The organism is Exiguobacterium sp. ZOR0005 (assembly GCF_000798975.1).
Taxonomy (GTDB): domain Bacteria; phylum Bacillota; class Bacilli; order Exiguobacteriales; family Exiguobacteriaceae; genus Exiguobacterium; species Exiguobacterium aurantiacum.
In genome coordinates this window covers 33,411-53,056 of record NZ_JTLB01000005.1, presented here as the reverse complement: position 1 = coordinate 53,056, position 19,646 = coordinate 33,411, and the positions used below count along the sequence as shown (strand labels likewise).

Here is a 19,646-nt window from a genome sequence, read left to right as displayed (position 1 = left end):
TGTTCAGTTTCCAAGCAACTCGTCCATTTTCGCTTTCGCATCAAAGGCGAGGGCGTGGTCCGGCTGCAGTTCGAGCACACGTTCAAGCTCGGCGTACGTCTTGTCTTGTTCCCCGAGGAACGCGTAGGCGATCGCCAAGTTGTAGCGCGCGTCCGTGTGGCTCGCGTCGAGGTCGAGCGTATGCTCGAGCGCCTCGACGGCCATGTCGAGCTGTTCGTTCTGCGCGAGCGCGAGCCCGTACTGGAACGAGATCTCGACGTCTTCCGGCGATTGCGCCTGGGCTTCCCGGAGGCGTGGCAAGGCACGGACGAAGTCGCCCATCGCCTTGTACGTCAATCCGAGCATGAAGTGCAAGTCCGCGTCGTTCATCCCGGCGAGGAGCGCCTGGCGAAGTGACGCCTCGGCCAAGTCGAGCTGTTCTAGCTCATAGGCGAGCGCACCTTTCGCGTAGTGGGCCGCGCCGAACGCGTTGTCGAGATCGAGCGCCTTGTCATAAAAGACGACGGCCCGCTCGTGATCCCCGATCGCTTGCAAGAGCGTTCCCATATTGACATAGCCGGTCGGGTCCGACGAGTCGGCTTCGATTGCGGCGTTAAAATGCTTGGCCGCTTGTTCGAACTCGCCTTGTTGCATCGCTTGGATGCCTAATTCGTTTTCGTTCACAGTCATCACCTCATCCGATATAGTCGAGTCGTTTTCCGTTTCGATACGCTTCGTCGATCGTCGCGCCGCCGAGACAGATGTCGCCGTCATAGAAGACGACGGCCTGACCTGGCGTGATGGCGCGTTGCGGCTCATCGAATTTGACGAGCACTTCTCCGTTTTCGAGCGGGGCGATCGTCACCGGCACGTCTTGTTGACGGTAACGGAACTTCGCTGTCGCCCGGAACTCACCAGTTGGCACGGCGCCCGTCCACGATAGTTTCGAGGCGAGTAACGCATCTGAATAGAGCGCGTCATGATGGAACCCTTGTCCGACGTAAAGAATGTTTTCTTCCACGTTCTTCCCGACGACGAACCACGGATCGCCGTCGCCGCCGATCCCGAGACCGTGTCGTTGACCGAGCGTGTAGTACATGAGCCCGTCATGGCGTCCTTTGACGACACCATCAAGCGTCTGCATCTCGCCGGGTTGTGACGGCAAGTACTCGGAGAGAAACTCTTTAAAGTTCCGTTCCCCGATGAAACAGATGCCGGTCGAGTCTTTCTTCTTCGCTGTCGCGAGACCCGCCTCTTCAGCGATGACGCGGACATCTTTTTTATCCATATGCCCAATCGGGAACATCGTCCGTGCAAGCTGGTCTTGCGACAGTTGGTTCAAGAAGTAGGTCTGGTCTTTGTTGTCGTCTTTTCCGCGGAGAAGACGGTGCTCCCCATCGACGTAATCGACGCGCGCGTAATGACCGGTCGCGACGAAGTCGGCACCGAGACGAAGGGCGTGGTCGAGGAACGCCTTGAACTTGATTTCCTTGTTGCACATGACGTCCGGGTTCGGTGTCCGCCCGAGACGATACTCAGCCAAGAAATATTCGAACACCCGGTCCCAGTATTCTTTCTCGAAATTGACCGCATAATACGGGATCCCGATTTGGTTCGCGACGGCGATGACGTCTTCATAGTCCTCTGTCGCCGTGCACACACCGTTCTCGTCGGTGTCATCCCAGTTTTTCATAAAGATTCCGATGACGTTGTACCCTTGTTCTTTCAAAATATGGGCCGTCACCGATGAATCGACGCCACCTGACATCCCGACGACGACCGTCGTCTCTGCAGGGGCTTTTGTTCGTAAATTCATGTTCTCACTCCGTTCGTGAATGTCGAGACGACTTCAGAAAGCCGTTCGGCGAGTTGCTCCACGTCTTCGACCGAGTTGCCAAGTCCAAAACTGACGCGGACCGACTGTTGCGTGCGGTCCGAGGACCCGAACATCGCCGTCAACACGTGCGACGGTTCGATCGACCCGGCCGTGCAGGCGCTCCCGCTCGAGATAGCGACACCGCGCATGTCCATCATGATGAGGAACGGTTCGAGTTCGATGCCCGGAAGATACAAGTTGACGATGTGGGGCAAACGATTCGCCCCGTTCACCTCATACTTGACCCCGAGTGCATCGAGACGAGCGCATAATGCGTCCGCCATCGCTTTATATGTCGCGACCCGCTCTGCCCGTTCGGCCATGACGAGTTCAGCCGCTGTTTTGAATCCGACGGCACCCGGAACGTTTTCCGTGCCGGCTCGACGTTTCCGTTCTTGTTGTCCACCAAAAGAACGCGTCGCTAATTTTACACCTGTTTTTATAAAAAGAAAACCGATACCTTTTGGCCCGTTGATTTTATGGGCCGACGCCGACAATAAATCGACACCGAGCGCTTTGACGTCAATCGCTTCCGTCCCGAGCGCTTGGACGGCATCCGTGTGGAAGAGGGCTTGATGGTCGTTAAGCAGCTCACCGATCTCGGCGATTGGCTGAATCGTTCCGACCTCATTGTTTCCGTACATGATGGAGACGAGGATCGTCTCGTCCCGAAGCGCATCGCGTACCGCCTCGACCGAGACGGCACCCGTCTCATCGACGTCAACATACGTCACATCGAACCCTTCCCGCTCAAGTTGTTCCATCGCGTGAAGGACGGCGTGATGCTCGACCTTCGTCGTGATGATGTGTTTTCCTTTATGCGCATTCGCCTCGACCGTCCCGAACAACGCATAGTTGTCAGACTCGGTCCCGCCTGACGTGAACACGATCTCGTTCGGCGTCGCCCCAACGAACCGGGCGAGCGTGCGGCGGGCCTCATCGAGCGCGGCCCGAGCAGTCCGTCCGATGCCATGGATGCTTGACGGGTTCCCGTACTGTTCTAAAAAGTATGGCGTCATCGCCTCGAGCACTTCTTTTCGCATCGGGGTCGTGGCGGCATGGTCAAAATAGTTCATCTTCGTTCACCTCGTCCTTAAATGTAAAACATGTAGCCGTTCGTGTCTTCCTCGGCCAAATCGGCGAGTGTCGTCTCATCGAGAACCGTCTCAATCGCCACTTTGATTTTATCCCACAGCTTCCGTTTCACCGCGTCGTCCGCCTCTGAGTCCTCGACAATCGTGAGCGGGCCTTCGAGCAAACGGATGATTTCTCCGGCCGTGATGTCTTCCGCCGGCTTGACGAGCTGGTAGCCGCCATAAGCGCCGCGGACACTCTTGACGAGGCCCCCGTTCCGGAGCGGGCCGATCAACTGTTCCAAGTAGTGTTCCGGCAACTCATGACGGGCTGCAATCTTCTTTAAGCTGAGTGGCTTGTTGTCGGTTTCACGGGCAAGGGCGATCATGATCGTCAGTCCGTAACGACCTTTTGTAGATATTTTCATCTTCGTGTCTCCTTCTGTTATACTGTTCGAACAAACGTTTGTCGAAAGGAATGTGTACGTATGAGTGATTTATTTCAGCAATCGAATAGCGGTCCGCTCGCCAATCGGATGCGCCCTGAGACGTTAGACGAAGTCATCGGTCAACGGCACATCATCGGCGAAGGGAAATTGCTTCGCCGCGCCATCGAGGCCGACCGGCTCGGCACGATTATTCTATACGGACCACCGGGCACGGGCAAGACAACGCTCGCCCGGGTCATCTCGAACTATACGAAAGCGACGTTCGTCCAGCTGAACGCCGTCACGGCGAAACTCGACGAACTGCGCAGCGTCATCCGTGAAGCCGAATCGCGTTACGACTTCGAGAACGAGCGGACCATCCTGTTTCTAGACGAGATCCACCGCTTCAACAAGTTACAACAAGACGCCCTGCTGCCCGCACTTGAAGCCGGAAAGCTCATCTTGATCGGGGCGACGACCGAAAACCCAAGTTTCGAAGTGAACGCGGCGTTACTGTCGCGCGCGACCGTGTTTCGGCTCGAACCGCCAGGATCAGACGAACTTCGCGTCGTCCTAGAACGGGCGCTTGCCGACAAAAGAGGGTTCGGCAACTATCCCGTCCAAATCGACGAAGCGGCTGTTGACCATTATATCAAAATGGCGGACGGTGACTACCGTGTCTTGTTGAACGGACTCGAACTCGCCGTCTTGACGACACCCGAAGTCGATGGCGTCATTCACATCACCCTTGAAGTCGCGGAAGAATCGGTGCAACAAAAAGCGATCAAATATGATAAGACGGGTGACCGTCACTATGACGTCATCTCGGCGTTCATCAAGTCGATCCGCGGCTCCGACCCGGACGCGGCCTTATATTGGCTTGCCGTCATGATCGAGGCCGGAGAATCTCCACGCTTCATCATGCGCCGGCTTTACGTCCATGCGGCCGAAGACATCGGCATGAGCGACCCGAACGCGCTCGTCATCGTCGACGCGGCGGCACGGGCGAGCGAGTACATCGGTTTCCCTGAGGCGCGCATCCCGATTGCCGAGGCCGTCCTTTACTTGGCGACGGCACCGAAGTCGAACGCGGTCATCACCGCCATCGACAAGGCGTTGCACCACGTCCGGACAGTGGAAGGCGGACCTGTTCCCATCCATCTCCGTGACGCCCATAGCCCTGGGGCCCGGGAGCTCGGAAACGGCGCCGGCTATAAATATCCGCATGACGAGAAAGATGGGTTCGTCCCCCAAAACTATTGGCCGGAGAACTTGGCCCGAAAACGTCCGAAATATTATACGCCGACATCCCGCGGCTTCGAGCAACAAGTCCAAAAGCGGCTCGACTATTGGGAAAAACGACGCTGACTCACTCGAGTCGGCGTCGTTTTATCATTTTTGGATGCGGTTGATCTCGACACCGGCCGTCTCGAGCATTTCGTTGATGACGTAACCGGCGGCGACGAGGCCCGCGACCGATGGAACGAACGCGTTCGAGCTCGGTGGCATCTTCGCTTTACGAATCGGGGCGTCTTTTTTCCCGACGACCTCGTTCACGTCCTCGCGCGTCACGATCGGTGACTCGTCTGAGAACACGACCGGGACCCCTTTATAAATCTTCTCTTTTCGAAGACGGGTCCGGACCATCTTCGCGATCGGGTCGTATGACGTATCTTTGATGTCGATGACTTGAATGCGTGTCGGGTCCATCTTGTTGGCCATCCCCATGCTCGAGATGACCGGGATGCCGCGGCGCTTGCACTCGACGATCAAATGGATCTTGTAAATGATCGTGTCCGAAGCATCGATGACGAAATCGATGTTTTGGGCGAAGAACTCTTCGAACGTTTCTTCTGTATAGAACATCTTCAATTTGACGAGCTCAAGATCCGGGTTGATATCAAGCAGACGCGTCCCCATCGCCTCGACTTTCGGTTGCCCGACCGTCGACAGGAGCGCATGGATTTGACGGTTGACGTTCGTGATGTCGATGTCGTCTTTATCGACAAGGACGATCCGTCCGACGCCGCTTCGGGCGAGCGCTTCGGCTGCGAACGAACCGACACCGCCGACACCGAGAATGGCGACCGTCTTCCCTTTCAATGTTTCTAAACCTTCTTGACCGATGGCCAACTCATTTCGTGAAAATTGGTGTAACATACTCTTCCTCCACTTTATCTCTATTTCTCGCACTATTTTACTCGGAATTATAATCAAAAAAAAGACGTCTAGCGACGTTTTTACAAATAAAATCGATGGGGCCCGGAGTGCCGTGACGATGCCCTGCTTTTGAACCTGCTTAAGCAGGTGGGTGACCTAGCGTCCCCTTCACAAGTCCTCCTGCACGTGATGAGGCAGTTGATCTGGATGGCAGTTCGGTCTCCCGTATTCAAAGTGTTGGCTCAAAATAACGAAGGCGGCTCTCGTACACCTCAGGTATCCCATCTGTTGACTTAACTATAGCTTGTCTGTAAAAAGAAGTCAATCAGAAACGCTGACTTCTCGTGACAGTTTCGTCACAACCACGTGTTACGAAACGCACCGGTCGGGTCGTACGTTTCTTGTTGGCGCGTGATGTTAAATCGTCGGTCGCGCGAATCGTTGCCGACGCCGGCTTGATACGCCCAATTGCCGTAATTGCTCGCCACGTCATAGTCGATGAGCATCGATTCAAAATAAGCTGCCCCGAAGCGCCAATCTTGTCCGAGTTCTTTCGCGAAGTAACTCGCGACGATTTGACGGCCTCGGTTCGACATCCATCCGGTCGCGTTCAGCTCGCGCATGAAGCTGTCGACGAAGTCGACACCCGTCTCCCCTCGTTGCCATCGGGTGATCACGTCTATATCGACGCGCCACGATTTTTGCTTCGACCGGAGGCCTTGGGCCCGGAACAGTCGTTTTCCTTGTTCGAGCGCGACCCATTGAAAGAACTCCCGCCAGAGCAGCTCGAAGTAGAGCCAATACGTCGATTCGTTCGCTCCGTGCTTCGCTTCGTGTTGTTCGAGCTCATGCAAGACGCGACGCGGCGATAACGACCCGTTCGCGAGATAGGCGGACAGTTTCGACGAATCATCGATCCCAAACCCGTTGCGCGTCTCTTTGTATGTCCGGACCGGGCCGTTTAAATAGTGGGCCAAGCGCTCACGCCCGGCCCGTTCCCCGCCCTGGAACGGGAACGCCGAACGCTCATCCGTCTCCACCGGCTCGATAGCGACCGGAAACTGAAGCGGCGACGTGACGTCGGCGTGCGCACGTTCAATCAATCGATCCGGGACGGCATCGTGCTCGACCTTTTTTCGAAACTCCGTGAACAAAAACGGCATCCGCTCGAACGGGATCTCGTCGCGGCGATACAGCGTGAACCCGTCAAACGCCCGCCACTCACCTCGCCATCCTATCGTGACGTCTCGTTCGAGTCGACGCTCATCATAGCCGATCGACGATTGAAACAGCAATCGATCATCCCGGTCGAGGACGTCCAGCGGGTGACCGACATGCACGTAGAGCGGGATACCGAACGCTTCAAGTGAACCGGCCAAGTCCAAGAGTGATTCATTTAAAAACTGGAGGCGCCGTCGTCCGAGCGGGATGACACCGTACCGGTTTTCAGTTAACTCGTCGGGGCGGATAAAGTAATGGCCTTCGATCGGGTCACCGTATCGGATCGCCTCTTCAAGCGGCAAGTGATCGTCGACTCGCAAATCGTTCCCATACCAAATAATCGTCTTCATCGCTACACCTCCTCTTTTATTATGACGTCTCACGACGAGGACGGAACGGTCCAACCTGCAACGAATATGTTTTCATTTCCGCAACTCGTGGAATATATGTCTTTAGAAGAGAAAGGGGTGCTACACTATGGCTAGAAAAGGTAAATTCGGTACGTTGATCAAAGTCGCGACGGCGGTCGCTCCGTTCGTCTACGATTACTATAAAAAGAACAAAGCAAAAAAATCATCAGCTCCTAAGAAATAATCACGAACGCTTCAGACGATGTCTGAGGCGTTTTTTTCTTGCCGCAAACTCGATTGTGATATGATGATGGAACATTTTAGGGAAACGAGGCGACAAACATGCAAGCGGTATGGGTACAATCTTTACGCATCACGTTGAAGTGGGTAATGTTCATGGGCGGCTTGTTCCTCCTCGCCCTAGGCTCATCGATGATGATCACGGCCGACCTTGGCGTCTCGACGTGGGACGTCCTTCATCTCGGCCTTGCCCGCCATACCCCGATTTCGGTCGGGACGATCATTCTGCTCGTCGGGCTGTTGCTCGTGCTGGTCAAGTACATACTCGACCGCATCCGCCCCCAGTTCGGGACGCTCGTCAACGCCATCTTTGTCGGGGTGTTCATGAACCTCATCCTCGACCATCACTGGCTGCCTCGGCTTGAGGGCATCGCCTTGAACGTCGGGTGGCTCGTCCTCGGCATCTTCGTCATCGGGATGGGAGCCGGCTTATATGTCGCCATCGGGTATGGGGCCGGTCCGCGCGACGGGTTGACGCTCGCGTTGGCCGATCGTTTCAACACGTCGGTGCGCATGATGCGAACGTGGATGGAACTGACGGCTTGCCTCATCGGTTGGGTGCTCGGCGGTCCGGTCTTCTTCGGGACGGTGCTGTCGATCTTCTTGATCGGTCCGTTCTTCCAGTTTTGGCTTGAACAGTTCCGGCGCCTCGTCTCGGTCATCGACCGGACGAAAGTCGACCCGGCATGAAAAAGAGAGGAAATCGGACGTATACGTCCGGTCTCCTCTCTTTTCTGTTATGGGATGAGGACGATTTTCCCGAACTTGCCCCGTTGTTTGAAATACGTCTGGGCGTCTCGCGCCTCATCAAGCGAGAACGTCCGGTCGACGACCGGTTTCATCTGACCTGATTTGATCGCCTCGAGCATCGCCTGAAACTCGGCCCGTGTCCCGAGCACCGATCCGTACATCGTGATGTGCTTCAAGTAGAGCGTCCGGAAATCAAGGTGCGTCTGTTGTCCACCGGCCGACCCGGATATACAGAACTTCCCGCCGTTCTTCAACACATCGAGCGCCGTCTTGAACAACGCGTCACCGACGACGTCGAGCACCGCATCGACCGGCCCCCCGTTCGCTTCGAGAATATCATCGGCGAGTGTATCGGAACGATAGGAAAAGACACGGCTCGCGCCGAGTGCCTTCAACTTGTCCGCATCTTTTAAATCCCCGACGATGGCGAACACGTTCGCGCCGTGGACGTTCGCCGCGATTTGGACGTTGAACGACCCGACGCCGCCGCTCGCACCCGTGACGACGATCGTCTGTCCGGACTGAATCTCAATCTGTTCATTCATATGCCACGCCGTCAACCCGCTCACCGTGAAGGCGGCACTGTCGACGAAACTGTCGAGCGGCATGTCGTAGCAGAGATCTGCCGGCCAGGCGACATACTCGGCGTAACCGCCGTCATACTCGGAACCGATGAACGACATATCACCTGCGATATGTTCTTCTCCGTCCGCCCCGCTCGACGTGAACGGGAATAAAATGACACGGCGCCCGATCATCGTTTCTTTCACGCCATTGCCGACACTCACGATCTCGCCCGTGACATCTGAACCGGGCACGCGCGGGAACTGGACACCTTCCGGACGCCAGCCGGACTCTTTATCCGTCCCGTACGCCCCTTCCCTCATCCAAATCTCGGTATTGTTGATGCCGCATGCTTTGACGCGTACGAGCACTTCTCCTTGTTTCGGTTCCGGGACCGGGATGTCGACGACTTGTAGTTGGTCGACGTCGCCATAACCGATGACTTGCACTGCTTTCATCATCTATTTCCTCCTCGTCACAATCGTTTCCTTGTCTATACCCATCTAACGCGCGACAGCCACCAAAAAGTCTGGTGGCTGTCCGATATTACAATTGCTGACGGCGAAGCAGGCCTGCGAAGACGCCGCCTTGATTGCTCAATTCATCATGCGTCCCGTCTTCGACGATCCCGTCGGCGGTGACGACGAGGATACGGTCGGCATTCTTCACGGTCGCCAACCGATGGGCGATGATGAGCGTCGTCCGATCGGCCGCGAGTTCGTTGAGCGATTCTTGAATGATCGCTTCCGTCTCCGTGTCGAGCGCGGACGTCGCTTCATCCAAAATCAAGATCGGCGGGTTCTTCAAGAACATGCGAGCGATGGCGATGCGTTGCTTCTGTCCGCCCGACAGTTTCAAGCCCCGCTCTCCGATTTGCGTCTCGAGGCCATACTGCAACTCCTCGACGAGCGAGTTCAAGTGCGCCTTCTCGACCGCATGCATGATCTCTGCATCCGTCGCGTCAAGTTTACCGTAGGCGATATTCTCCCGGAGCGTCCCGGCGAACAAGAACACGTCTTGTTGCACGATCCCGATTTGACGACGGAGGCTCTCTTTCGTCATGTCACGGATGTCCATGCCGTCAATCGTGATGGCCCCACCCGTCACGTCATAGAAACGCGGGATGAGCGAACAGATCGTCGTCTTCCCGGCCCCGCTCGTACCGACGAGCGCGACCGTCGTCCCCGACTCGATGTCGAGGTCGATATTCGTCAACACTTGGCGGTAGTCCGAGTAACCGAACGACACGTCGTGGAAAGCGATGTTCCCCTTCAACGTCTTCACGTCGACCGCGTCCGGACGGTTCTCGATGTCCGGCGCCTCATCCAGCAGTTGCGTGAATCGTTTAAATCCGGCCATCCCTTTCGGATACATCTCGAGGAGCGCCGTGATCTTCTCGATCGGTTTGATGAGCAAGTTCATGTAGAGGATGAACCCGACGAGCTGCCCGTAAGACAGTTGACCTTGATACGTCAAGTACGCCCCGTAGACGAGGACGAGTAACGTCATGAGCCGCGTCGTGATGTAAATACCGGCGAGCGACTTACTCATGACCCGGTACGCCTCAATTTTCGAGCCGCGGTAGAAGTTGTTGTCTTGTTGGAACCGGTTGATCTCGAACGTCTCGTTTGTGAACGATTGGACGACGCGTGCGCCCGAGACACTATCCTCGACGCGGGCGTTCACTTCGCCGATGTTCGTATACATCTTCTGCCACGCCTTATTCATGTTCTTGTTGGCGTACGTGATCATGATGACGAGGAACGGCACGGCGACGACCGTGACGAGTGCGAGCTGCGGATCAATCGAGAACATAATCCCGAATGCGCCGAGGAGCGTCATGATGGCGATGAAGAAGTCTTCAGGTCCATGGTGCGCCACTTCGCCGATATCGAACAAGTCGTTCGTCACCCGGCTCATCAAATGGCCGGTCTTATGGTTATCGAAGAAACGGAACGACTGTTTATGGATGTGGGTGAACAGCTCTTCGCGCATATCGGTCTCGATATTGATACCGAGCTTGTGCCCCCAATAGTTGACGACGTACTGCATCATCATGGCGAGTATGTAAAGGATGAGCAAGCCGATGCTGATGATGATAATCCAGTTCCATTCCCCTCCTGGCAACAAATCGTCGATGAACCATTGGACGGCGAGCGGAAAGCCGAGCTCGAGCAGCCCAACGAGGATGGCGAACGAGAAATCGAGGATGAATAACTTCTTATGTGGACGGTAATAACTAAAAAAACGTGAGATCATGTCGTTTCCCCCTTCTAAACAAATAGTTTACGCCTTTTTGCAGGAAGTGGAAAATGGGAAGCACGTCTTTTTCAATCTTTTTTCAGGCAAGGTATAATAGAAGTAAGGAGTTGATTCAAATGAACGTACAAATTACAGAGCATGCCCAAGAGCGGATTAGCGCTCTAAAAGGCGATTGTAAGGGACAGATGCACTTGTTTTATGAGACGGAAGGTTGTGGCTGCGGCAATAGCGGCATCTTCGAGATTCGCTACGTGACCGAGACGACGCCGGAAGACGTCGAGATCGACTCGAACGTCGGACCGATCCTCATCAAGAACTGGACGAAGATCTTCCTCGACGAAGACATGATCATCGACTATCGTGACGACAAACGGACGCTCGTCTTGAAGAGCAACGGCCAAGTGTTCAACTCGAATTTGCTCGTGACCGACGGGACCGGTTGCCAGTTGAACGTCCCGAGCCGATGAAGCAGACGCTTGTCAAACACCCGAAGTTGATTCTTTTGTTTGCGCTCAGCTTCGGGCTCGGTTTGTTCGGTATCTACCTTGCCTTCACGGACTCTGTCTATACGATGACGGCCGTGATCGCCTCGCTGTTCGCGTTCGGGTTCGCGCTTCAGCAGACGGCGAAGAAGATGAGTGACCAAGAGGAGTAGAAGAAAAAAGTAGAAAGACGCCACTCCTAAAAATCGGAGTGACGTCTTTTAACGTTTCAATCGACTTGAATCGTATTAAACGTAATCAACCCATCCTCTGTGAGCACACCATAGGCCACACACCCGTCGATGTAAATCGGTTTCGACGTCGTCCCGCCCGTGTTCGGTAACGTCGCTACGCTTTCTTGACTCAAGTCTGCAATCAACAACCGATTCATCCCTTCCCGGAAAAGGATCCGATCGTCGTTAAGGAAACGAAACGCATCAAACGATATTTTTGTCTGTGATCCTCTATATTCAAACGTTTGGGAAGAGGATTTCGAGACAAACTCCGCTCGTCCTTCTTTGCCAAGCGCGACATAATCAGTCCCCATCCCAAAATCAATCAATGCGCCCATCTCTTCGTCAAACGAACCATCGGCCGACACGAGTCTCGTCGTTTTGTCCCCTTGATTAAATAGGCTTTGATGGACAATTCCGCCGTTCATACCGCCACGGTAGTCGAAAGCGTACTCACCGTCCCGTTTCTCTCCTTCTTGGAGCGTGTACGTCCATAACGTTTCAACCGACCCTTCCGTCGGCGAATACTGCACCAAACTTGATGTCGTCACCGCCTCTGAAGCCACATAGTCGACCCACATAAAGCCGTCTTTTGAAGTAACCACATGCGGAAGGGACGTCTGAAACGCGCTGATGCCTTCGTATAGTTCAGTCGGCTTCGTTTCACTCATCTTCATCCGAAAGATCGTCCAGGCAAAAGCTTCACCTTCAATCATGTCGTACTCGAGCCAAACCAACTCGTCATCGATGCCGACGAGATTGCCAATCGTTTTGGACGTTTTGTAAATCGATTGGTTCGATGCTTGTTCCGTGTCATAGACGAACACTTCATGCGTCGCCTCACCCGTCGTATACGTATAGACGATCCGCGTGTCGACGAGATGCTCCGGTGCGATCATCGGTGTTTGATCAGCGAAGAATAGCGACAGGTCATACGTCGTCATTTCCCCGAATGATTCAACTTCTCCGGAGCTAGACAATGAAATCGTACCGTCGTTCACAGGCTCTGATTTTGTTGCAGTCTCCTTGGCGACTTCCTCGACTGACGGTATCGCCTTCGTTTCCTCGAAACACCCCGATAAAATGGCTGCTAATCCTAGCGTCAGACCGACCGTTGTCGCTCGTTTTTTTATACTCATCTCTTCCCCACTTTCTAAAATACAATTTATTCCATAATCATAACATCATTTCCCTTCTTTAGATATACGAAAAAAGACCCGCCAATTGACGGGTCCTTGTGACGAACACTTATTTCTTCTCTTTCACCGCGGTGCGAATCGACAACTCCTCGAGCTGTGCGTCCGCGACCGGGCTTGGGGCTTGTGTCAACAGACAGCTCGCCGAAGCCGTTTTCGGGAAGGCGATCGTGTCACGCAGGTTCGAACGACCCGCGAGGATCATGACGAGACGGTCAAGACCGAGCGCAATCCCTGCGTGTGGCGGTGTGCCATATTCGAACGCTTCGAGCAAGAAGCCGAACTGGTCGACCGCTTCTTCTTCTGTGAAGCCGAGCAACTTGAACATGCGCTCTTGAATGTCACGCTCATAAATCCGTTGCGAGCCGCCGCCGAGCTCATACCCGTTCAAGACGAGGTCATACGCGAGGGCGCGTACGCTTGCTGGGTCCGTCTCGAGAAGATGGAGGTCGTCACGGTTTGGCATCGTGAACGGGTGGTGGTTGGCGTAGAAACGGCCGTCTTCTTCTTCGAACGTGACGAGCGGGAAGTCCGTCACCCAAAGGAAGTTGAACTTCGACTCGTCGATGAGTCCGAGCTCATGTCCGAGCTTGACACGAAGCGCGCCGAGGCTGTCGGCGACCACGGTCGGTTTTGACGCCACGAAGAGGAGAAGGTCGCCCGCTTCCGCGTTCGTCGCTTCGATCAACTTCTGGGCGTACGTCTCGTCGAAGAACTTGGCGATCGGTCCGTTCAAGCCTTCCGGTGTCACTTTGAGCCAAGCGAGTCCTTTCGCACCGTAGACGGCTGTGAACTCTTGAAGCTTGTCGATGTCTTTACGCGAGAACTTGTCCGCCTCGCCTTTGACGTTGATCGCTTTCACTTGTCCGTTCGATTCTAACGCCATGTCAAACACTTTGAAGCCGGCACCTGTGACGGCGTCCGCGACGTCGATCAGTTCGAGACCGAAACGTGTGTCCGGTTTGTCTGAACCGAAACGGCGCATCGCCTCTGCGTGCGTCATCCGTTCGAATTTGGCTGGCGTGTCGGTGCGACCGAGCGTCGCTTCCATCACTTGTGCCATCATCGATTCCATCATCGCCATCAAGTCTTCGACGTCCATGAAGCTCGTCTCGATGTCGACTTGCGTGAATTCCGGTTGACGGTCGGCCCGAAGGTCTTCGTCACGGAAGCAACGTGCGATTTGGAAGTAACGGTCAAATCCGGCTACCATCAAGAGCTGTTTGAACAGCTGCGGCGATTGTGGGAGCGCATAGAACTCACCGCCGTGGACACGGCTCGGGACGAGATAGTCACGTGCGCCTTCCGGTGTCGACTTCGTCAAAATCGGTGTCTCGACTTCGAGGAACTCCTCTTCCGTCAAGAAGTTACGGATCGTGTTCGACGCTTTCGAACGGAGACGGAACGTCTCTTGGAGCGCCGGGCGACGGAGGTCGAGGTAACGGTACTTGAGTCGAAGGTCTTCCGATACGTTCTCGGCCTCGTCCCCGATCGGAATCGGTGTCATCTTCGCCGCATTCAAGATGTTGATCTCTGAGGCGATGACTTCGACGTTCCCTGTCGGCATGTTCGGGTTCTTGTTCTCACGCTCGAGGACGGTCCCTTTAATGTCTAAGACGTACTCGCTGCGGATCGACTCGGCGAGCTTATGGACCGCCTCGTTTTCCGGGCGGACGACGACTTGGACGATGCCTGTCCGGTCACGAAGGTCGATGAAGATGAGACCCCCAAGGTCGCGACGTTTTTGTACCCATCCTTTAAGTTGTACTTCTTGGCCGATCAGTGACTCGGTCACGCGGCCGTTCATATGTGTGCGTCCAATCATTGTGCTGCTCCTTCCGATAGTTCACGAATTTTGTCTGCGACGGCCGAGAGCGGCACGTCGATTTGTTCCCCTGTCGCCATCACTTTGAGCGATGCCGAGCCGCGCTCGACTTCGTCGTCTCCGAGGATAACGGTGAATTTCGCCTGTAAGCGGTCGGCTTGTTTGAATTGACCTTTGAACTTGCGGCCGAGGTAGTCGCGATCCGCTTTGAACCCTTCGATGCGAAGCAGTTGCAATAGGCGCGTCGCCGTCACTTCGACTTCTTTGCCGCCTTGGGCGACGACGAAGACGTCAAGGCCTGTCTCAAGCGTCGGGAGAACCCCCTCATTCTCAAGGGCGAGGATGAGGCGTTCAAGTCCGATTCCGAAGCCGATTCCCGGCATGTCCGGTCCACCGATGTCTTGGACGAGGCCGTTGTAGCGTCCACCGCCACAAAGCGTCGTGATGGCGCCGAACCCTTCCGCCTCCGACATGATTTCAAACGCCGTGTGCGTATAGTAGTCAAGACCACGGACGAGCGTCGGGTCGACCTCGTACGCGACGCCGAGCGCATCTAGCTGCTCGAGCACTGTCTCAAAGTACGCCTTCGACTCAGCGTTCAAGAAATCAAGGATCGACGGTGCCGTCTTCATTGACGGGTGGTCGCGGTCGACTTTACAGTCGAGCACGCGGAGCGGGTTTTGGTGAAGCCGCGTCTGACAGTCTTGGCACAGCTCACTCGCGACCGGTTCAAAGTGACGGATGAGCGCTTCACGGTGCGCGTTGCGGCTCTCGGCGTCCCCGAGCGAGTTGACGACGACTTTGATCTTCTTCAAACCGAACGATTTGTAAATCGAATAGGCGAGGCTGATGACCTCGGCGTCGACGGCCGGGTCACTGCTGCCGATCGCCTCGACACCGTATTGGTGCAGTTGGCGGAAGCGGCCTTTTTGCGGACGCTCATAACGGAACATCGGTCCCATGTAATACAATTTCGTCGGCTGGTCGGGGCTGCCGAACAGTTTGTTCGTGACGAAGGCACGGACGACCGAGGCCGTCCCTTCCGGACGGAGCGTGTACTCGTCCTTGCCCTTTTTCACGAGCGTGAACATCTCTTTTTGGACGATATCCGTCGTCTCGCCGACGCTTCGTGTAAACAGATCCGTCGTCTCGAAAATCGGTGTGCGAATCTCTTTATAGTTGTAACGGGCACTGATGTCGCGTAATTTCTCTTCGACATATTGCCACGTCTCGACCGTGCCCGGGAGCAGGTCTTGTGTACCGCGTGGTGCTTTCATCAACATTCCCTCCTTAAAATACAAAAAGGCCCTCGTCCGCAAAGGGACGAGAGCCTGTCTAGGTTTCCCGTGGTACCACCCTCGTTGCAGAGCCAATGCTTGAAACTCTGCCACTCGAAATCGGTTAACGCCCGATGAAACGGCTCCCTCTACTATGAGTTCAAGGAAGCACCTCCAAAGTGTCGTTCGGGTCATCATCCAGTCGATGCTTTCAGCCTTGGCATCGCTCTCTTTGCTGGTGGGGTGACCGTACTCTTCTTTATCACAGGTAATAGGTTATATGCTTCATGATGCCGAATCACGCCCGCTTCTGTCAAGCGTTTTTTTCGAGCATGAGCGTCACCGGTCCGTCATTGACGAGCGCGACGTCCATCATCGCCCCGAACTTCCCGGTCTCGACGACGAGGCCGTGCGTTCGGAGTCGGTCGTTGAACTTTTCGTAAAGCGTCTCGGCGACGTCAGGTTTCGCTGCTTGTGTGAACGCGGGACGGCGCCCTTTTAACGTATCGCCGTAGAGCGTGAACTGAGACACCGACAACACTTTGCCGGCGATGTCTTGAATCGACAAGTTCATCTTCTCGTCCGCGTCTTCAAAGACACGGAGACCGGCCACTTTATCGGCGAGCCAGTTCACTTCCGCCTCGGTATCTTCGTGGGTCACGCCGACGAGAAGCAGATAGCCGGCATCGATCGCGCCGACGATTTCCTCGTCGACGGTAACGGATGCTTCTTTTACTCGTTGCAACAATACACGCACTGAAATCTTCCTTTCGTCACGTCATCATGACTCGGCTCACCGAGTACACGTCCGAAATTTGTTTGATTCGGTCGACGACTTTTTGCAAATGGTTCACGTTCGGGATCGAGATCGTCATCGAGATGCGGGCCTGTTTGTTCGTGTCCCCGCGTCCGCTGACGGCGACGATGTTCGTGTTCGTCGCCGAGACGGCTTGGAGGACGTCGTTCAACAAACCAGACCGGTCGTAGCCTGTGATCTCAATATCGACGTTGTAGTTCTTCTCTTTCGCTTGTCCGGCTTCCCACTCGACCGTGAGGAGACGTTCCGGATGCTGCTCGTTGATGATGTTCAAGCAGTCTTTCCGGTGAATCGACACGCCGCGTCCGCGCGTGATATAACCGACGATCTCGTCACCCGGCACCGGGTTACAGCAGCGGCTCATCCGGATGAGCATGTTGTCGATCCCTTTCACAGAGACGCCAGCCTCGGCCGTCTTCTTCTTCGGCGATTGACTCACTTTCAGCTCGTTGATCGCGTCAGACAGTTCGAGTTTCGGCTCTTTACGCTGCTTCTCCGTCAATTTGTGGGCAACTTGAGCAGCGGTGATGCCGTGATAGCCGACAGCCGCATACATCTCTTCCTCGTTGCCGAAGTTGAACTTCTCGACGACGACGCTAATCGATTGATCGTCGATGACTTCTTTCGGCTCGAAGCCGAGTTTCTTGATCTCGACCTCGACGAGTTCTTTACCTTTCTCGACGTTCTCTTCGCGCTGTTGACGTTTGAACCACTGGCGAATCTTGTTCTTCGCTTGGCTCGAGACGGCGAGTTTGAGCCAATCCTTGCTCGGACCGTAACTATGTTTCGACGTGATGATCTCGATGATGTCGCCTGTCTCGAGTTTATGGTCGAGCGGCACCATCCGTCCGTTCACTTTCGCGCCCGTCATCCTGTGTCCGATCTCGGTGTGGATGCGATACGCGTAGTCGATTGGGACCGAGCCTTTCGGCAACTCAAACACGTCGCCTTTCGGTGTGAAGACGTAGAGCATGTCGCTGAAGAAATCGACTTTGAGCGATTCCATGAACTCTTCCGCGTCCGTTGTATCTTTTTGCAATTCAAGAATTTCGCGAAGATGAGCGATCTTCTCATCGAACCCGTTCGTCGCGACGTTCTTTCCTTCCTTATACGCCCAGTGTGCGGCGATCCCGAACTCGGCGATGAAGTGCATGTCTTTCGTGCGGATCTGCACTTCGAGCGGCTCACCTTTCGGTCCGATCACCGTCGTGTGGAGCGATTGATACATGTTTGGTTTCGGCATGGCAATATAGTCTTTGAAACGACCCGGCATCGGCTTGTATTGCGTATGGATGATCCCGAGGACGGCATAACAGTCACGAATCGAGTCGACGATGATACGGACGGCCATCAAATCATAAATCTCATTGAATTCCTTTTTATGTTTCACCATCTTGTTATAGATGGAATAGATGTGTTTCGGACGACCGTTCACGTCCGCCTCGATACTCACTTCCTCGAGGACCGCGTTCACTTCCGTGATGACCGACGTGACGAGTGCTTCCCGTTCCGTGCGTTTCTGTTTCATCATCGAGACGATCTTGTAGTATTGCTGCGGATTGATATAACGTAACGAAATATCCTCGAGCTCCCACTTGATCGTCGAGATCCCCATCCGGTGTGCGAGCGGGGCAAAAATCTCGAGCGTCTCTTCTGCTTTTTGAACTTGCTTCTCTTTCGGCATATGTTGAAGCGTCCGCATGTTGTGGAGACGGTCGGCGAGCTTGATCAAGATGACGCGCACGTCTTCTGCCATCGCGATAATCATCTTGCGGTGGTTCTCGGCGAGCTCTTCTTTTTTCGATTTATACTTGATCTTACCGAGCTTCGTCACACCATCGACGAGCATGGCCACGTCCACACCGAACTCGTCAGCGAGCTCTTTGAGCGTGACGTCCGTATCTTCAACGACGTCGTGCAGCAGTGCCCCGATGATCGTCGTCGCGTCTAACCCGATATCAACGAGAATACCGGCCACTTGGACCGGATGGAGGATATAGGGTTCGCCGGAACGTCGGAACTGACCGGTGTGATGCAGTTTTGCGTATTCGTAAGCGCGCTTCACTTCGGCAATATCATCTTCACCCATATACTCCCCGAGCGCGTCGAGAAGGTCCTCAATACTTACGATTTGTTTTTTGGTCATAACATTCGACACCCTTTTTCTAACCGCCCCAATCGTCTCGGATTCGACGCAGCATGGTAGTAGTAAACGTTCATATCTATTCTAATTTTACTTACTATTATCAAAAAAATCTGACGACCTGTCAAAGGTTGTGGGTTATTTTACTCAAAAACTATTCAAAAAAGGGAAGCGAGCGCTTCCCTTTCGATCAATCTTCGTAACGGATGAGTGAGAATACGTCGTATCCTTCAAGACGCTCACGTCCGCCGAGGCCATCAAGCTCAATCAAGAACCCGATTCCTGCGACGACACCGCCGAGTTGTTCAATCATTTTGATTGTCGCTTCAATCGTTCCGCCTGTCGCGAGCAAGTCATCCAAGATGACGACTTGTTGACCTGGCTTGATTGAATCTTTGTGCATCGTCAAGATGTCTGTCCCGTATTCAAGGCCGTAAGCGACGCGCACCGTCTCGCGCGGCAACTTGCCTTCTTTACGGACCGGCACGAAGCCGATCTCGAGCGCGTAAGCGGCCGGGCAACCAACGACGAAACCGCGTGCCTCAGGACCGGCGATGAGTTCTGCGCCGCGCTCCTGTGCATACGTGACGAGTTCGTCCACTGCTTTTTTATAAGCGACACCATCTTGCATGAGTGACGTGATGTCTTTAAAGCTGATTCCTTCTTTCGGGTAATCTGCTACTTCTTTAATATGTTGTTTGAAATCCATT

General features: G+C 54.6%; 18 protein-coding genes, 1 other RNA gene and 1 other annotated feature. Of the genes, 4 read left to right on the top strand and 15 right to left on the bottom strand.

Features of this window, described 5'->3' with window-relative positions:
* Positions 1-3: 3 nt before the first annotated feature.
* Genes L971_RS01770 through cymR form a run of 4 tightly spaced genes read right to left on the bottom strand, consistent with a single transcriptional unit; the run spans position 4 to position 3,356 of the window.
* Positions 4-669 carry a lipopolysaccharide assembly protein LapB gene (locus tag L971_RS01770; protein WP_174233468.1) on the bottom strand — a complete coding sequence of 222 codons (666 nt, stop codon included), beginning with the start codon at positions 667-669 and terminating at the stop codon, positions 4-6.
* A gap of 4 nt (positions 670-673) precedes the next feature.
* Positions 674-1,795, bottom strand: a complete 1,122-nt coding sequence (gene mnmA / locus L971_RS01765) for a tRNA 2-thiouridine(34) synthase MnmA (protein WP_024369907.1) — start codon at positions 1,793-1,795, stop codon at positions 674-676.
* Positions 1,792-2,931 carry a cysteine desulfurase family protein gene (locus tag L971_RS01760; protein WP_047374026.1) on the bottom strand — a complete coding sequence of 380 codons (1,140 nt, stop codon included), beginning with the start codon at positions 2,929-2,931 and terminating at the stop codon, positions 1,792-1,794. The genes mnmA and L971_RS01760 overlap by 4 nt, the downstream gene beginning before the upstream one ends.
* 17 nt (positions 2,932-2,948) lie before the next feature.
* Entirely contained in the window at positions 2,949-3,356 is a 408-nt protein-coding gene (gene cymR / locus L971_RS01755; RefSeq protein ID WP_024369905.1) for a cysteine metabolism transcriptional regulator CymR, read from the bottom strand.
* Positions 3,357-3,416: 60 nt separating this feature from the next.
* On the opposite strand from cymR, the gene L971_RS01750 reads away from it, so the two are divergent.
* The gene (locus L971_RS01750) at positions 3,417-4,724 is read left to right on the top strand and encodes a replication-associated recombination protein A (RefSeq protein ID WP_047374024.1); all 1,308 of its coding nucleotides are present in this window, start codon (positions 3,417-3,419) and stop codon (positions 4,722-4,724) included.
* Between the two features lie 24 nt (positions 4,725-4,748).
* Here L971_RS01750 and L971_RS01745 read toward each other — a convergent pair whose 3' ends face one another.
* From L971_RS01745 to L971_RS01740, 3 genes are all read right to left on the bottom strand, one after another.
* Positions 4,749-5,516, bottom strand: coding sequence for a ThiF family adenylyltransferase (locus tag L971_RS01745; RefSeq protein ID WP_024369903.1), 768 nt, complete (start codon positions 5,514-5,516; stop codon positions 4,749-4,751).
* A gap of 95 nt (positions 5,517-5,611) precedes the next feature.
* Positions 5,612-5,798: non-coding RNA, 6S RNA (gene ssrS / locus L971_RS14895), on the bottom strand.
* A 74-nt stretch (positions 5,799-5,872) separates the two neighbouring features.
* Positions 5,873-7,087 (bottom strand): DASH family cryptochrome, encoded by a 1,215-nt coding sequence (locus L971_RS01740; RefSeq protein WP_047374022.1) that lies wholly within the window; start codon positions 7,085-7,087, stop codon positions 5,873-5,875.
* Positions 7,088-7,429: 342 nt separating this feature from the next.
* Here L971_RS01740 and L971_RS01735 point away from each other — a divergent pair, with 342 nt between their 5' ends.
* The gene (locus L971_RS01735) at positions 7,430-8,077 is read left to right on the top strand and encodes a YitT family protein (RefSeq protein WP_024369901.1); all 648 of its coding nucleotides are present in this window, start codon (positions 7,430-7,432) and stop codon (positions 8,075-8,077) included.
* Between the two features lie 47 nt (positions 8,078-8,124).
* Here L971_RS01735 and L971_RS01730 read toward each other — a convergent pair whose 3' ends face one another.
* Together L971_RS01730 and L971_RS01725 are read right to left on the bottom strand one after the other, a co-directional pair.
* Positions 8,125-9,159: a zinc-binding dehydrogenase gene (locus tag L971_RS01730; protein WP_047374098.1), complete on the bottom strand. Its 1,035-nt coding sequence runs from the start codon at positions 9,157-9,159 to the stop codon at positions 8,125-8,127.
* Positions 9,160-9,247: 88 nt separating this feature from the next.
* Complete coding sequence (locus tag L971_RS01725) at positions 9,248-10,960, bottom strand: ABC transporter ATP-binding protein (RefSeq protein WP_024369899.1); 1,713 nt, start codon at positions 10,958-10,960, stop codon at positions 9,248-9,250.
* 119 nt (positions 10,961-11,079) lie between these two features.
* Here L971_RS01725 and L971_RS01720 point away from each other — a divergent pair, with 119 nt between their 5' ends.
* Together L971_RS01720 and L971_RS01715 are read left to right on the top strand one after the other, a co-directional pair.
* Positions 11,080-11,430 (top strand): iron-sulfur cluster biosynthesis family protein, encoded by a 351-nt coding sequence (locus L971_RS01720; RefSeq protein WP_047374020.1) that lies wholly within the window; start codon positions 11,080-11,082, stop codon positions 11,428-11,430.
* On the top strand, positions 11,427-11,618 hold the full coding sequence (locus L971_RS01715; protein WP_024369897.1) for a hypothetical protein: 192 nt from the start codon (positions 11,427-11,429) through the stop codon (positions 11,616-11,618). Before L971_RS01720 ends, L971_RS01715 begins: the two co-directional genes overlap by 4 nt.
* A gap of 56 nt (positions 11,619-11,674) precedes the next feature.
* Here L971_RS01715 and L971_RS01710 read toward each other — a convergent pair whose 3' ends face one another.
* From L971_RS01710 to L971_RS01685, 6 genes are all read right to left on the bottom strand, one after another.
* Positions 11,675-12,817 carry a hypothetical protein gene (locus tag L971_RS01710; protein ID WP_047374018.1) on the bottom strand — a complete coding sequence of 381 codons (1,143 nt, stop codon included), beginning with the start codon at positions 12,815-12,817 and terminating at the stop codon, positions 11,675-11,677.
* A gap of 109 nt (positions 12,818-12,926) precedes the next feature.
* On the bottom strand, positions 12,927-14,699 hold the full coding sequence (aspS, locus tag L971_RS01705) for an aspartate--tRNA ligase (protein WP_024369895.1): 1,773 nt from the start codon (positions 14,697-14,699) through the stop codon (positions 12,927-12,929).
* Positions 14,696-15,976: a histidine--tRNA ligase gene (hisS, locus tag L971_RS01700; protein WP_034799231.1), complete on the bottom strand. Its 1,281-nt coding sequence runs from the start codon at positions 15,974-15,976 to the stop codon at positions 14,696-14,698. Before hisS ends, aspS begins: the two co-directional genes overlap by 4 nt.
* 39 nt (positions 15,977-16,015) lie before the next feature.
* Positions 16,016-16,251 (bottom strand) — a binding site (T-box leader).
* Between the two features lie 38 nt (positions 16,252-16,289).
* Positions 16,290-16,733 carry a D-aminoacyl-tRNA deacylase gene (dtd, locus tag L971_RS01695; protein ID WP_047374015.1) on the bottom strand — a complete coding sequence of 148 codons (444 nt, stop codon included), beginning with the start codon at positions 16,731-16,733 and terminating at the stop codon, positions 16,290-16,292.
* A gap of 16 nt (positions 16,734-16,749) precedes the next feature.
* Complete coding sequence (locus tag L971_RS01690; protein WP_024369892.1) at positions 16,750-18,939, bottom strand: bifunctional (p)ppGpp synthetase/guanosine-3',5'-bis(diphosphate) 3'-pyrophosphohydrolase; 2,190 nt, start codon at positions 18,937-18,939, stop codon at positions 16,750-16,752.
* A gap of 187 nt (positions 18,940-19,126) precedes the next feature.
* The gene (locus L971_RS01685) at positions 19,127-19,645 is read right to left on the bottom strand and encodes an adenine phosphoribosyltransferase (protein WP_024369891.1); all 519 of its coding nucleotides are present in this window, start codon (positions 19,643-19,645) and stop codon (positions 19,127-19,129) included.
* Position 19,646: the final 1 nt, after the last annotated feature.